This is a genomic window from Stutzerimonas stutzeri (assembly GCF_000219605.1).
In the GTDB taxonomy this organism is placed as follows: Bacteria; Pseudomonadota; Gammaproteobacteria; order Pseudomonadales; family Pseudomonadaceae; genus Stutzerimonas; species Stutzerimonas stutzeri.
In genome coordinates this window covers 4,365,566-4,377,640 of sequence record NC_015740.1, presented here as the reverse complement: position 1 = coordinate 4,377,640, position 12,075 = coordinate 4,365,566, and the positions used below count along the sequence as shown (strand labels likewise).

Annotated in this window: 16 protein-coding genes and 1 other RNA gene; 7 read left to right on the top strand and 10 right to left on the bottom strand. The window is 64.7% G+C overall.

All coding sequences use genetic code 11. The features are described from left to right. Positions 1-207 precede the first annotated feature (207 nt). Positions 208-954 (top strand): substrate-binding periplasmic protein, encoded by a 747-nt coding sequence (locus tag PSTAB_RS20085; RefSeq protein ID WP_011915087.1) that lies wholly within the window; start codon positions 208-210, stop codon positions 952-954. A 3-nt stretch (positions 955-957) separates the two neighbouring features. Here the strand turns inward: PSTAB_RS20085 and PSTAB_RS20080 are convergent, their stop codons facing one another. The 4 genes from PSTAB_RS20080 to gpmI all read right to left on the bottom strand — a co-directional run bounded on the left by PSTAB_RS20080 (position 958) and on the right by gpmI (position 6,071). Continuing rightward, positions 958-1,755 carry a divergent polysaccharide deacetylase family protein gene (locus PSTAB_RS20080; protein WP_013984424.1) on the bottom strand — a complete coding sequence of 266 codons (798 nt, stop codon included), beginning with the start codon at positions 1,753-1,755 and terminating at the stop codon, positions 958-960. Next, a complete protein-coding gene (locus tag PSTAB_RS20075; protein ID WP_011915085.1) occupies positions 1,752-3,074 on the bottom strand; it encodes a S41 family peptidase in 1,323 nt (440 codons plus the stop codon). The genes PSTAB_RS20080 and PSTAB_RS20075 overlap by 4 nt, the downstream gene beginning before the upstream one ends. A 71-nt stretch (positions 3,075-3,145) precedes the next feature. Beyond that, positions 3,146-4,408: a murein hydrolase activator EnvC family protein gene (locus PSTAB_RS20070; protein ID WP_013984423.1), complete on the bottom strand. Its 1,263-nt coding sequence runs from the start codon at positions 4,406-4,408 to the stop codon at positions 3,146-3,148. Positions 4,409-4,523: 115 nt separating this feature from the next. Continuing rightward, complete coding sequence (gpmI, locus tag PSTAB_RS20065) at positions 4,524-6,071, bottom strand: 2,3-bisphosphoglycerate-independent phosphoglycerate mutase (protein ID WP_013984422.1); 1,548 nt, start codon at positions 6,069-6,071, stop codon at positions 4,524-4,526. A gap of 140 nt (positions 6,072-6,211) precedes the next feature. On the opposite strand from gpmI, the gene PSTAB_RS20060 reads away from it, so the two are divergent. From PSTAB_RS20060 to secB, 3 genes are all read left to right on the top strand, one after another. Next, positions 6,212-6,625 carry a rhodanese-like domain-containing protein gene (locus PSTAB_RS20060; RefSeq protein ID WP_011915082.1) on the top strand — a complete coding sequence of 138 codons (414 nt, stop codon included), beginning with the start codon at positions 6,212-6,214 and terminating at the stop codon, positions 6,623-6,625. Positions 6,626-6,627: 2 nt separating this feature from the next. After that, positions 6,628-6,882 carry a glutaredoxin 3 gene (gene grxC, locus PSTAB_RS20055; protein WP_011915081.1) on the top strand — a complete coding sequence of 85 codons (255 nt, stop codon included), beginning with the start codon at positions 6,628-6,630 and terminating at the stop codon, positions 6,880-6,882. A gap of 64 nt (positions 6,883-6,946) precedes the next feature. After that, positions 6,947-7,441: a protein-export chaperone SecB gene (gene secB / locus PSTAB_RS20050; RefSeq protein WP_011915080.1), complete on the top strand. Its 495-nt coding sequence runs from the start codon at positions 6,947-6,949 to the stop codon at positions 7,439-7,441. Positions 7,442-7,499: 58 nt separating this feature from the next. Here secB and PSTAB_RS20045 read toward each other — a convergent pair whose 3' ends face one another. After that, positions 7,500-8,480 (bottom strand): NADPH:quinone oxidoreductase family protein, encoded by a 981-nt coding sequence (locus tag PSTAB_RS20045; RefSeq protein WP_013984421.1) that lies wholly within the window; start codon positions 8,478-8,480, stop codon positions 7,500-7,502. 233 nt (positions 8,481-8,713) lie between these two features. Between PSTAB_RS20045 and PSTAB_RS20040 the strand changes: the two genes are divergently transcribed. Further along, complete coding sequence (locus PSTAB_RS20040) at positions 8,714-9,100, top strand: flagellar basal body-associated protein FliL (protein WP_013984420.1); 387 nt, start codon at positions 8,714-8,716, stop codon at positions 9,098-9,100. 1 nt (position 9,101) lies between these two features. On the opposite strand, the gene PSTAB_RS20035 is transcribed toward PSTAB_RS20040, so the two are convergent. Continuing rightward, complete coding sequence (locus PSTAB_RS20035) at positions 9,102-9,551, bottom strand: EVE domain-containing protein (RefSeq protein ID WP_013984419.1); 450 nt, start codon at positions 9,549-9,551, stop codon at positions 9,102-9,104. A 197-nt stretch (positions 9,552-9,748) separates the two neighbouring features. Here PSTAB_RS20035 and PSTAB_RS21830 point away from each other — a divergent pair, with 197 nt between their 5' ends. After that, the gene (locus tag PSTAB_RS21830) at positions 9,749-9,901 is read left to right on the top strand and encodes a hypothetical protein (RefSeq protein ID WP_011915077.1); all 153 of its coding nucleotides are present in this window, start codon (positions 9,749-9,751) and stop codon (positions 9,899-9,901) included. Between the two features lie 25 nt (positions 9,902-9,926). Here the strand turns inward: PSTAB_RS21830 and PSTAB_RS20030 are convergent, their stop codons facing one another. The 4 genes from PSTAB_RS20030 to PSTAB_RS20020 form a co-directional block, all read right to left on the bottom strand. After that, on the bottom strand, positions 9,927-10,532 hold the full coding sequence (locus PSTAB_RS20030) for a 5-formyltetrahydrofolate cyclo-ligase (RefSeq protein ID WP_013984418.1): 606 nt from the start codon (positions 10,530-10,532) through the stop codon (positions 9,927-9,929). Between the two features lie 6 nt (positions 10,533-10,538). Continuing rightward, positions 10,539-10,717, bottom strand: a non-coding RNA gene (gene ssrS / locus PSTAB_RS21005) — 6S RNA. A 138-nt stretch (positions 10,718-10,855) separates the two neighbouring features. Continuing rightward, positions 10,856-11,170: a cell division protein ZapA gene (locus PSTAB_RS20025; RefSeq protein WP_013984417.1), complete on the bottom strand. Its 315-nt coding sequence runs from the start codon at positions 11,168-11,170 to the stop codon at positions 10,856-10,858. Beyond that, a complete protein-coding gene (locus PSTAB_RS20020; protein ID WP_011915075.1) occupies positions 11,167-11,376 on the bottom strand; it encodes a TIGR02449 family protein in 210 nt (69 codons plus the stop codon). Before PSTAB_RS20020 ends, PSTAB_RS20025 begins: the two co-directional genes overlap by 4 nt. A gap of 130 nt (positions 11,377-11,506) precedes the next feature. Between PSTAB_RS20020 and PSTAB_RS20015 the strand changes: the two genes are divergently transcribed. Beyond that, positions 11,507-12,061, top strand: coding sequence for a YecA/YgfB family protein (locus tag PSTAB_RS20015; protein ID WP_013984416.1), 555 nt, complete (start codon positions 11,507-11,509; stop codon positions 12,059-12,061). Positions 12,062-12,075 lie beyond the last annotated feature (14 nt).

The window sequence follows — 12,075 nt, the reverse complement described above, 5'->3', positions numbered from 1 at the left end:
TTTGCCGCGTCAGGCTGGTGATGGCGGCGCGCCAGCAGGGTGCGCCGCACACGCCTCTCGCGCCGTTCTGGCGCACCCATCGTGTCCTTGTCAGCCACCGCCCGAGTACCGCGGCGGTGCTGCTGCGCTGGTTCGCATCTTGCTTTCGACCGCTTCGGCCATGATCCGCGGAGGGGCGGATCGGGAATCAGAACCAGGGAGCGAGCCATGCTTAAACGAATCCTAGCCGCCATCGTGCTGCTGCTCTGCAGTCATGCCCATGCCGAGCTGCCCGACGACTATCGCGTCGTGCTGCTGACCGAAAACTTTCCACCTTTCAACATGGCCGAGGACAACAAGAACTACGCGGCCGATGCAAAGATCCACGGCATCAACGCCGACATCGTTCGCGAGATGTTCCGCCGGGCGAGCATCCGCTACGAGCTCAGCCTGCGCTTTCCCTGGGATCGCATCTACAAGCAGGTGCTCGAACAGCCCGATCAGGGGCTGTTTTCCACCACCTTCACTGCCGAGCGGGAGCCGCAGTTCAAGTGGGTCGGGCCCCTGGCGAGCATCAGCTGGGTGCTGCTGGCGCCGGCGGACAGCTCTCTGCAGCTGACCGGGTTGGAACAGGCACGCAGCCTGCGCATCGGTGCATACAAGAACGACGCGGTGAGCCAGCATCTGGAGCGCCTGGGGCTGGCGCCGATCAATTCGCTGCGCGACCAGGAGAACATCGGCAAGCTGCTCAAGGGCCAGATCGATGTCTGGGCCACTGCCGATCCGGTCGGCCCCTATCTGGCCAAGCAGGAAGGTGTGACCGGGCTGAAGCCGGTGCTGCGTTTCAATGAGGCGCGATTGTTCCTTGCGCTCAATCGGGCGACGCCGGACGAGGTGGTCGAGCGCTTGCAGCGGGCGCTCGATGCGATGCGTGCCGATGGCACTGTGGACGGCATGCTGCGTCGCTACCTCTGATTTTCAGCGGTAGATACCGCCGCGACCGTGGGCGGCCATGGCGCGATTGCCGCGCGTGGCGATCATCTGGCCAACGTCCACCCACTCGATGCCCTGCGCAGTCAGGCGCGGCAGTTCCCGCTCCAGGAGCGCCAGCGTGCTCTCGTGGGGGTGGCCGATGATCACCACCGAACCCTGCTTGCGCGCAAGCGCGATCGCGGCCTGGAACCGCTCGGCCACCGCAGCGGGGGATGGGTCGTCATCGAGAAAGATATCCCGCGACAGGCTCGCCAGCGCAGTGCGCTGCGCGCTGGCAGCGGCTACGGTGCGAGGGCTGGTGCGGCTGTCGAGGAAGAACAGATGACGACGCTGCAGCTCGCCCATCAACCAGGTCATGGCTTGCGGCTGCTCGGTCATCGCGCTGCCCATGTGATTGTTCAACCCGCGCACGTGGGGCACGGCGGCCAGCGCAGCGTCAAGGCGGCGTGCCAGCTCGTCGTGGGGTAGTTGCGGATGCCAGGCGAAGCGGCCACCGGCGGGCGCCATCGGCATGTGCAGCATTACCGTCTTGCCGGCGCGATGGGCCTGTTCGGCCAATTCCGCGGCGTGGCGCGTACCGGGCAGGATGGCCAATGCGACCGGCCCGGGCAGCTGCAGCACGCGGCGGTCGCGTGCGGGGTTCTGGCCGAGGTCGTCGATGATCAGGGTCAGACTGGGCCGCGCGGCGACGCGCCGGTCTGCATCGGCTTCGTCTGCAAACCCTGGCTGCCCGGCCAGCGCCAGGAGCAGCGCCAGGCCGGCCGTCCAGCGCGGCACGCTCATTGGCCGCGGGTGAGGTTCAATCCCTTGAGCAGGTTCAGCGCTTGACCGAGCTGGTAGTCATCGTCCTGCGGTCGATCCGAGTCGCTGGCGATCTGCGTGCTGGTTGGCCGATCCGGGCCGCCGTTGCCATTGCCCAGATGCCCGGCCAGATCCGCTTCGCGGAAGCCTTCGGCAGCCTGTTCGCGGGTCAGCTTGGCACGTTCGACGACGATATCCGGCTCGATGCCCTGGGCCTGGATCGAGCGGCCCTTGGGCGTGTAGTAGAGCGCCGTGGTGAGCTTGAGCGCGCGATCGTTGTTCAGCGGCAGCACGGTCTGCACCGAGCCCTTGCCGAAGCTGTCGGTGCCCATGACCACCGCCCGCTTGTGATCCTGCAGGGCGCCGGCCACGATCTCCGAGGCCGAGGCGCTACCGCCATTGATCAGCACGACCAGCGGCACCCCTTCGCTGGCATCGGCCGTATCGGCGTTGAAGCGCAGCTCGGAATTGGCGATGCGGCCCTTGGTGTAGACGATCAGGCCCTTGGTGAGGAAGTGATCGGAAATCTCCACCGCGGCCTGCAGCACGCCGCCGGGGTTGTTGCGCAGGTCCAGCACCAGGCCGTTGAGCTTCTTGCCGCCATTGTCCTTCTTCAGCTTGGCCAGCGCCTTGCCGACCTCCTCGCCGGAGTTGACCTGGAACTGGGTGACACGCAGGTATCCGTAACCGGGCTCCAGCAGCTGGCTCTTGACGCTGCGCACCTTGATCACCGCACGGGTCAGCTTGACGTCGAACGGCTGGCCGCCTTCGCGTACCAGCGTCAGGCTGATGGTGCTGCCGGGTTTGCCGCGCATCTTGGCGATGGCGTCCATCATCGACAGACCCTTGGTCGGCTGCCCGTCGATCTTGACGATCAGGTCGCCGGCTTCGATGCCGGCCTTGGATGCCGGCGTATCGTCGATCGGCGACACCACCTTGATGAAGCCGTCCTCCATGCCGACCTCGATGCCCAGCCCGCCGAATTCGCCGCTGGTGCTTTCCTGCAGCTCGGCAAAGGCTTCTGGCTCGAGATAGGCCGAGTGCGGATCGAGGTTGCTGAGCATGCCTTTGATGGCGTTTTCCAGCAGGGTCTTGTCATCCACCGGCTCGACATAGGCCGCCTTGATGCGGTCCAGGACCTCGGCGAAGGTGCGCAGCTCGTCCAGCGGCAGCGGTGCCTTGGAGCTTGGTACTGCAGCCGCTTCCGCCGGAGGCTGCTGGGCCCAGGCACCGCCTTGCATGCCTAGCAGGATGGCCAGGGCGAGCGTGGAAGGGCGGGCGAAACGGCGCAGGTGCAACATGTCGAACTCCAGTAATGAGAGGGCACGCCAGGTGGACCGGGTGGCTCGGCGGGGCCGGATGCCGCCATCGGTCAGCCTTGCGCGCGGCACCATTGGGCAGGGTCGCTGGGGCGACCGTGCTGACGAATGGCGAAATACAGTGCGGCGGTTTCCTGGCCGCCGCTGGTGCCTACCGTGGCAATCGGGTCGCCGGCCTTGACGATGTCGCCGGCGTCCCGCAGCAGGCTCTGGTTGTGTCCGTAAAGGCTCAGGTAACCGTTGCCGTGATCGAGGATCACCAGCAGGCCGGCACCGCGCAACCAGTCGGCGAACACCACCCGGCCGCCATGCACGGCACGGACCTGGGTGCCGGCATTGGCGCCGATCAGTACGCCGTCCCACTTGGTTCGAGCATCGCCGCCGCGTGGAGTGCCGTAGCGGGCGACGAGACGTCCGTCCACCGGCCAGGGCAGTTTACCTTTGGCCTGGGCGAACGGCCCGCCAAAGCTGCCACCGGCGCTGGATACCAGCGGGCCACTCGGCGCGGAGCTGCCGCTGGGCCTGGCTTGTTGTTGCTGCTGCTGACGCTGGCGTTCGGCAAGCAGTTCGCGCTGACGAGCCTCCTCGGCCTCGCGTGCCTGACGGGCCAGCGTCTCTTCGATGGTCTTGAGCACCCGCTCGAACTGCGCCTGTTCCTGGCGGCGAGCCTGCAGCCGCTGCTCTCGGCTGGACAGGTCGCTGTTCAGCTTGGCCAGTGCCTGCTGGCGCTCCTTGCGCACTTCGGCCAGCTGATCGCGTCGCTCCAGCAGGCCGTCCTTCTTCTCGGCGAGCAGGTTCTGCTGCGCTTCGATGTCGGCCTCGACGTTGGCCAGCTGGCGCAGTGTCTCGTTGAAGCTGTCGAGCTGCTCGAGGCGGGCCTTGTTGAGATAGTCGTAATAGGTGAGGGTGCGACTGAATTTTTCCGGGTTCTGCTGATTGAGCAGCAGCTTGAGGTATTCCTGGCGACCGTTCTGATAGGCGGCGCGGGCCTGCAGGCCGATCAGGCGCTGCTGTTCCAGGCGAGCACCTTCGAGGGTGGTCTTCTCCTCGTTCAGGCGCTCCAGCTCGGCCTCGCTGCGGTCGATCTCCTGCTGCAGGGTGTCGACCTGCTTTTCCAGCTGCCCCATCTCGCTTTCGGTGGTCTGCAGCTGTTTCTGGACGCCGGATTTCTCCTGCTCGATCTGCTTGAGCAGCTTCTGCAGTTCGGCGATGTCCTGGCGGGCGGCTTCGATCTGCTGGCGCGCGGCGGCGCGCTCGTCCGCCACGGCCGGGCCGAGCAGGCAGAGAAAGGCGAGAGCGAGGAATGTACGAGGCATGGAGGGCTGTCAACCGAGGGTTATGACCGGCGTAGTATGCCTAAAAAGCTGACGGGAAGCTTGAGGCCCGTCGCGGGAAGCGAAGTCGTGCGCCCCGGCTTCCCGCCGGCACCCGTCAGTTGAGTTCGACGATGGAGCGGCCGGTCATTTCCTGCGGAACCGGCATGCCCAGCAGGGTCAGCATGGTCGGCGCGACGTCGGCCAGTACGCCGCCTTCGCGGATCGAGACGTTGCGCTTGCCGATATAGATGAAGGGCACCGGCTCGCAGGTATGCGCGGTGTGCGCCTGCCCGGTCATGGCGTCTTCCATCTGCTCGACGTTGCCGTGGTCGGCGGTCAGCAGGGCTTCGCCGCCGACCTTGTCCAGCGCCTCGACGATGCGACCGACGCAGCTGTCCAGGCACTCCACCGCCTTGACCGCCGCTTCGAACACGCCGGTATGGCCGACCATGTCGCCGTTGGCATAGTTGACGACGATGACGTCGTAGCGCTGGTTCTCGATGGCCTCGACGATGCGGTCGGTGACCTCCGGCGCGCTCATTTCCGGCTTGAGGTCATAGGTGGCAACCTGCGGCGAAGGAATCAGGATGCGCTCCTCGCCGGGGAAGGGTTCCTCGCGGCCGCCGGAGAAGAAGAAGGTGACGTGGGCGTACTTCTCGGTTTCGGCGATGCGCAGCTGGGTCTTGCCGTTGTTGGCCAGATACTCGCCGAGCACGTTGGTCAGCGCTTCCGGGGCGAAAGCGGCGGGAGCGGGAATGCTCGCGGCGTACTGGGTGAGCATGACGAACTCGGCCAGTTGCGGCACCCGGGCACGCTCGAATTCCTTGAAACCGGGTTCGACAAAGCAGCGGGTCAGCTCGCGGGCGCGGTCGGCGCGGAAGTTCATGAACACCACGGCGTCACCGTCTTCGACACGTACCGGCTCGCCAATGCCGGTGGCCTTGACGAACTCGTCGCTCTCGCCGCGCTCGTAGGCGGCGATCAGGCCGTCCACCGCGTAGTCGGAGCGGTACTCGGCCTTGCCGTCGACGATCAGCTCGTAGGCCTGCTGCACGCGGTCCCAGCGGTTGTCGCGGTCCATGGCGAAGTAGCGGCCGATCAGGCTGGCGATACGGCCCTTGCCCAGGCGGGTGAAGGTGGCCTGGAGCAGTTCGATGGAGTGCTGTGCGCTCTTCGGCGGGGTGTCGCGGCCGTCGAGGAAGGCGTGCAGGTAGATCTTCTCGGCGCCGCGCTGGGCCGCCAGCTCGGCCATGGCGACCAGATGATCCTGGTGGCTGTGCACGCCACCGTCGGAGAGCAGGCCGAGGATGTGCACCGCCTTGCCGGCACCTACGGCCTTGTCGACGGCGGCACAGATGGTCGGATTGGTGAAGAACTCGCCGTCGCGGATCGCCTTGGTCACCCGGGTGAAGTCCTGATATACCACGCGCCCGGCCCCCAGGTTCATGTGGCCGACCTCGGAGTTGCCCATCTGCCCGTCCGGCAGGCCGACATCCATGCCGCTGCCGGAGATCAGTCCGTGCGGCTGAGTCGCCAGCAGGCGATCGTATACCGGCTTGCGCGCGGCATGGATGGCATTGAAGTCCGGGCTGTCGCTGTGCCCGAAGCCATCGAGAATGATCAGTACCAGAGGTTTGGGCGCGGCGGTAGGGGCGACGGGCATGCTTTCGGGCTCCTTGCACGGGGGCGGAAAAGGGTGGCCAGTCTACTGGCTGGCCGGGGCGAGGTCACGAATCATCAGGGTTCAGCCGGTAGGAGGGGCTGTGTATACTGGCCCGCATTTTATCGTCCGGGTACCCGTTGATGCTCGCTAACCTGATTGAATTTGTCTCTAACCACTATGTACTCAGCAGCCTGTTCGTGGCGCTGTTGATCCTTCTGTTCATCACCGAGACACGCAAGGGTGGCAAGAGCCTGAGCAATCGCGAACTGACGGCACTGGTCAACAGTGGCGAGGGCGTGGTGTTGGACGTGCGCGCCAAGAAGGAGTTCGACGCCGGCCATATCGTCGATGCATTGAACATTCCCTACGAGAAACTGGTCAGCCGCACAGGCGAGCTGGAAAAGCACAAGGCCAAGACCATCATCGTGGTCGACGCCATGGGGCAGCACGCCGGAACGGCCTGCCGTGAGCTGCAGAAGGCAGGCTTCACCGCCGCCAAGTTGTCGGGAGGGATTTCCAGCTGGCGCGGCGACAATCTGCCAGTGGTCAAGTAATCATGCCCAACGTCGTCATCTATACCACCGCCTGGTGCCCGTTCTGCATCCGCGCCAAGGCGCTGCTCGATCGCAAGGGTGTCGCCTACGAGGAAATTCCCGTGGATGGCAACCCGACCCTGCGCGCCGAGATGGCCAGCAAGGCCGGACGCACCTCGGTGCCGCAGATATGGATCGGCGACAAGCACGTCGGCGGCTGCGATGAGCTGCACGCTCTGGAGCGCGCCGGACGCCTCGACCCGTTGCTGCAGGCCTGAGGCCGGCACCGCGGGTCCGCGAACAATTCAAACGACACGCACAACTGGATAGAAGGTTGCAGAAATGACTGAACAAGCTAACAACGGCGGCGCAGCGTCGCAGAACGAACAGGGCGCGCAGTTCTCCCTGCAGCGCATCTACGTCCGTGACCTGTCCTTCGAAGCGCCGAAGAGCCCGGAAATTTTCCGTCAGGAATGGAATCCGAGTGTCGCGCTGGACCTGAACACCAAGCAGAAGCAGTTGGAAAGCGACTTCTACGAAGTGGTGCTGACCCTCTCGGTCACCGTCAAGACCGGTGAGGAAGTGGCCTTCATTGCCGAGGTGCAGCAGGCCGGCATTTTCCTGATCAAGGGCCTGGAAGCGGCTGCGATGAGCCACACGCTTGGTGCGTTCTGCCCGAACATCCTCTTCCCGTATGCCCGCGAAGCGCTGGACAGCCTGGTGACCCGCGGCTCCTTCCCGGCGCTGATGCTGGCTCCGGTGAATTTCGATGCGCTCTACGCCCAGGAAATGGCGCGCATGCAGAGCGCCGGCGAGGCCCCCGCCACCGCCCATTGATCCGATCGGATCGTGCAGGAAGCGTCTGACGCTTCCTGCAGCCCCCCTAGGTGCGTTCTTAGCGCACCTGCACCACCAGCTTGCCCACTGCCTTGCGCTGACCCAGCGTGGCGATGGCCTGGCCGGCTTCCTCCAGCGTGAAGCGTTGCGACACCAGCGGCTTGAGCTTGCCTTCGGCGTGCCAGGCGAACAGCTGGCGGAAATTCGCAGCGTTGTCCTGCGGCTGGCGTTGGGCGAAGGCGCCCCAGAACACGCCGATCAGTGCCGCACCCTTGAGCAGCGGCAGGTTGGCCGGTAGTGCCGGGATATCGCCGCCGGCGGCAAAGCCGACCACCAGCATGCGGCCGTTCCAGGCGATGCTGCGGAAGGCTTCCTCGAACAGCTTGCCGCCCACCGGGTCGTAGATCACATCCACGCCCTGGCCGCCGGTAAGTTCCTTCAGCCGCTCCTTCAGGCTCACTTCGCTGTAGTTGATCAGCTCGTCGGCGCCGGCATTCTTCGCCACCTCCAGCTTCTCGGCGCTGGAGGCCGCGGCAATCACCTGGGCGCCCATGGCCTTGCCGATCTCCACTGCAGCCAGGCCGACACCACCGGAGGCGCCCAGTACCAGCAGGGTTTCACCGGGCTGCAGGTTGGCGCGCTGCTTCAGTGCGTGCATCGAGGTGCCGTAGGTCATGCTGAAGGCAGCAGCGGTGGCGAAGTCCATGCTCGGCGGAATCGGCAGCGCATTGCTGCCGGCCACTGCCACCTGCTCGGCGAAGCTGCCCCAGCCGGTCAGCGCCATGACCCGGTCGCCCACCTTCAGGTGACTGACCTTTTCGCCGACCGCAGCGACCACGCCGGCCGCCTCGCCGCCGGGCGAAAACGGAAACGGCGGCTTGAACTGGTATTTGCCCTCGATCATCAACGTGTCCGGGAAATTGACCCCGGCAGCATGCACGTCGAGCAGGATCTCGCTCGGTTTGATCTGAGGGGAGGGGGCATCTTCGACAACCAGGCTTTCGGGCGGGCCGAAGCTTTTGCACAGGACGGCTTTCATCGCTTTTCCTTGTTCGACTGGTCGGACGCTTGCCGCCCGACATGGGATGGCTCGACTGCTCAGGGCTTTCAGTCTAGGAGCGCTACGTGGCGAGGCAATCAGCATCGCTCGCTGTAATGGCGGCGTATAAGTGGCAGGCGGTAGTGCAACGGCTTGGGCGTTGTGCTGTGACTGGTTATGCTGGGAGGGTTTCCTCTCTGGAGCCGCAGCGCGTGAGATACCTACTTTTTTCGATGTTTTTCTGCCTGGCAGTTGCCGGAGCCGCTCAAGCCAATGAGTCGGCCGATGAGTCCGCTGCTCCACAGACCCTCTATTACGCGCTGACGCCGGCGATGGTAGGCAACTATGCCTCCGGCGAGCGACTCAAGTACTTCAAGGCCGACGTGGCGCTGCGCATTTCCAGCAAGGAGGTGGAGGATCGGGTCAAGCACCACGAGCCGCTGATCCGCCATCAGCTGGTGATGCTGTTCTCCGAGCAGACCGACGAGACGCTGGGCAGTGTCGAGGCCAAGGAGCTCTTGCGTCAGGAAGCATTGAAACAGGTGCGCGAAGTGCTCGAGCAGGAAGAGGGCAAGCCTCTGGTCGACGATCTGCTGTTCAACAACCTGATCATCCAGTAGCTCAGCGCATCGCCAGGATCGCTTGCCACTCGGTGTCGCTTACCGGCATGACCGAGAGGCGGCTGCCTTTTTTCACCAGTGCCAGTTCCCGCAGCGCCGGGTTAGCTTTGAGCCGAGCCAGCGCGAGGGGAGTCGAGAAGGCTTCGACAAATTCGACGTCCACGGCACTCCAGGGGTTGGCTTCGCTGCTGGCCTTGCCATCGTGATAGGGGCTTTCGGGGTCCAGGGTGGTAGGGTCGGGGTAGGCGCTGCGGATGACCCGGCCGACTCCGGCGATGCCCGGCTCGGCGCAGCTGGAGTGATAGAAGAAGAAATGATCCCCCTCCTGCATCTGGCGCAGGAAGTTACGCGCCTGATAGTTGCGTACGCCATCCCAGCGGCCGTGGCCCAGTTTTTTCAGGTCCTGGATGGAAAACTCATCGGGTTCGGACTTCATTAACCAGTAAGGCATGAACCTTGCTCTCCGTTCGTTCGGTTCGATAAGACCATGATGGCAAAATCTCCGACAATCGGCTGCAATACGGATTTGCGCCGTGCCGAGGCTTCACGGAAAATGCCGCGGCTGTAAGGTGGCCTATCGAGTCCTAGAACGATAAATCACATCGACTCGACGCAAGCATTTCGCCTGGTAGGGGGAGGCGAACACACATGAAACGCAAGCCCGATATTCTCTGGATTCTGGTCTTCATCTTCGGCCTGGGCGTAGTCACCACCGGCTATACGCAGAGCCTGTGGGAGCGCAACGACGGCGCCGCGGGCATGGCCCCGGTGATCCAGGTGCAGCAGACCCAGCAACGCTGATCGAGTGCCGCATGGACGCGGCGTTTCAGCGCTCGACGTACCAGCCCCGGTCCGTCACCGTACCCAGCAGGGGTACATCCCAGGTCTCCAGCGGCAGTCGATCGACCCGCTGGCATTCATGGGCCAGGCCCAGAAGCGTCGGTTTGTGACTTTTTTTGCGCCTGGCGCGGTACGCCAGGCTGCGATCATAGAACCCGCCGCCCATGCCCAGCCGCCCGCCATTCCCATCGAAACCCACCAATGGCATCAACAGCAGGTCCAGCGCCCAGACGCGACGCTGTCGAGCGGTTCGAATCACGGGTTCGAAGATGCCGAAGCGGTTGCGCCGCAGCCGCTCGCCGGGCTCGATGCGCTGGAACACCATGCGCGTGCGCGGCCATGGGTTGAGTACCGGCAGATAGGTCGCCTTGCCCCGGCGTTGCGCGGCGCGCAGCAGCAGGCGTGGATCGATCTCGCCGTCGTTGGGCAGATACAGGGCGATATGCCGGGCGCGACGAAAGAGCGGGTGATGGCTGAGTTGCCGGTAGAGGCGGCGGGCGGCGTGGCGTTGCTGGGCGGGAGAGAGTTGGCGCCGGGTCTGGCGCAGCTTGCGACGCAGCGCCGGGCGCGAGAGGCCTTCGGCTACGATCATCGGAAGTGGCTCCCCAGCATGCCGCTGCCAGCGTAGGCCCTTGAACCCGAGAGTTCAAGGTGGCGACTACAGAGTACCTTAAGGCTTTCCGTCAGGCGGACATGCACACCGGTACCACGTGTAGCCTCCATGGTGTTGCTTATCGGGAGAGGGTCATCGCCGACTGGCGAACATGCCAGGGAGTTGGCCGCAGTATACCTCAACAATCCGGCCTCTGGTCCCGGTTCATCGGGAACCCTGGCGCCGGGCCGGCGACAGGCGGAACGAGCGTCGCGCGAGCCCTGCCACTGCACAGGGCGCCACTCGGTCGGCGACACCGCCAATCAGTTGCCGGATGGGTTGGGGTCGGTGGCCAGGGCGCTGTCCACGCGCTCCAGCAGCATGCGTACGTGCTCGCGTGCGCTGCTGGCCTCGGCATCCAGGCGGTCATGCTTGTGCAACAGCTCATGGGTGATGTTCAGCGCGGCCATGACGGCCACGCGATCGGCGCCAATGACTTTGCCGCTGCTGCGGATCTCGCGCATCTTGCGATCCAGGTAGCGGGCCGCGCCTTCCAGGTTGCTGCGTTCTTCCGGCGGACAGGCAATGCAGTATTCCTTGTCCATGATGTGCACGGTAACGGTGTTCGGCTGGGTCATGAGTCCTGCTCCAGGGCTTTCAGGCGCGAAATCATTGATTCGACCTTCAACCGGGCCATTTCGTTCTTTTCGATCAGATGAGCGCGCTCTTCGCGCCAGGCCCGCTCGTTGGCCAGCAGCAGGTGGTTCTGCGCCTTGAGTTGTTCGATGCGCTGAATCAGCTGCTCCAGCTTGGCGGTCAGCGCTTTCAGATCGGCGTCTTCCATGGGATTCCTGTTGGGGGCTCGGCTGAAGACGGAGGCGATGCCCGGGGGCTTCGATGGTCTTGCCGCGGCCGCCGGTGCTAGGATACGAAGCCTTCATTCTAGTCATTGCGCCACCGTGCGCCTAGCCGCCATGTCCATTCAGAACTCCCCTTATGCTGCTTTCGCCACGCTTCTGGCAGGCAGTCCACAAAGCGTATCGCCGGCCGAGCTGCACGGCCTGTTGCTCGGGCGCAGTTGCGCCGGTGCCGGTTTCGACGTCGAACCCTGGCTGACCGATGCCTCGGACCTGCTTGGCGAAGCGCCGCAGGACAACGTGCGTCAGGCGCTTATCGGCCTGCAGGAAATGGTCAAGGGCGAGCTCGCCGGTGACGACATCGCCATCGTGTTGCTGCTGCCCAGCGACGATGCGCCACTGGCCGAACGCGCCGTGGCCCTCGGTCAGTGGTGCCAGGGCTTCCTTGCCGGCTTCGGCCTGACCGCCGGTGACCGTGCGCTGAGCAGCGAAGCCATGGAAGTGCTGCAGGATCTCTCGGCCATCGCGCAGATCCAGGACTCGCTGGAAGAGTCCGAGGACGGCGAGACCGACTATATGGAAGTGATGGAATATCTGCGCGTAGCGCCGCTGCTGCTGTTTACCGAATGCGCCAAGCCGCTGCCCGCTGCCGCGAAACCTTCCCTGCATTGAGGACACCGTTGCGC

Bases quoted from the DNA above. Each gene is read 5' to 3' on its own strand.
- PSTAB_RS20085 (WP_011915087.1), top strand. From the start codon at position 208: ATGCTTAAACGAATCCTAGCCGCCATCGTGCTGCTGCTCTGCAGTCAT.
- PSTAB_RS20080 (WP_013984424.1), bottom strand. From the start codon at position 1,755: ATGAGCGTGCCGCGCTGGACGGCCGGCCTGGCGCTGCTCCTGGCGCTG.
- PSTAB_RS20075 (WP_011915085.1), bottom strand. From the start codon at position 3,074: ATGTTGCACCTGCGCCGTTTCGCCCGCCCTTCCACGCTCGCCCTGGCC.
- PSTAB_RS20070 (WP_013984423.1), bottom strand. From the start codon at position 4,408: ATGCCTCGTACATTCCTCGCTCTCGCCTTTCTCTGCCTGCTCGGCCCG.
- gpmI (WP_013984422.1), bottom strand. From the start codon at position 6,071: ATGCCCGTCGCCCCTACCGCCGCGCCCAAACCTCTGGTACTGATCATT.
- PSTAB_RS20060 (WP_011915082.1), top strand. From the start codon at position 6,212: ATGCTCGCTAACCTGATTGAATTTGTCTCTAACCACTATGTACTCAGC.
- grxC (WP_011915081.1), top strand. From the start codon at position 6,628: ATGCCCAACGTCGTCATCTATACCACCGCCTGGTGCCCGTTCTGCATC.
- secB (WP_011915080.1), top strand. From the start codon at position 6,947: ATGACTGAACAAGCTAACAACGGCGGCGCAGCGTCGCAGAACGAACAG.
- PSTAB_RS20045 (WP_013984421.1), bottom strand. From the start codon at position 8,480: ATGAAAGCCGTCCTGTGCAAAAGCTTCGGCCCGCCCGAAAGCCTGGTT.
- PSTAB_RS20040 (WP_013984420.1), top strand. From the start codon at position 8,714: ATGTTTTTCTGCCTGGCAGTTGCCGGAGCCGCTCAAGCCAATGAGTCG.
- PSTAB_RS20035 (WP_013984419.1), bottom strand. From the start codon at position 9,551: ATGCCTTACTGGTTAATGAAGTCCGAACCCGATGAGTTTTCCATCCAG.
- PSTAB_RS21830 (WP_011915077.1), top strand. From the start codon at position 9,749: ATGAAACGCAAGCCCGATATTCTCTGGATTCTGGTCTTCATCTTCGGC.
- PSTAB_RS20030 (WP_013984418.1), bottom strand. From the start codon at position 10,532: ATGATCGTAGCCGAAGGCCTCTCGCGCCCGGCGCTGCGTCGCAAGCTG.
- PSTAB_RS20025 (WP_013984417.1), bottom strand. From the start codon at position 11,170: ATGACCCAGCCGAACACCGTTACCGTGCACATCATGGACAAGGAATAC.
- PSTAB_RS20020 (WP_011915075.1), bottom strand. From the start codon at position 11,376: ATGGAAGACGCCGATCTGAAAGCGCTGACCGCCAAGCTGGAGCAGCTG.
- PSTAB_RS20015 (WP_013984416.1), top strand. From the start codon at position 11,507: ATGTCCATTCAGAACTCCCCTTATGCTGCTTTCGCCACGCTTCTGGCA.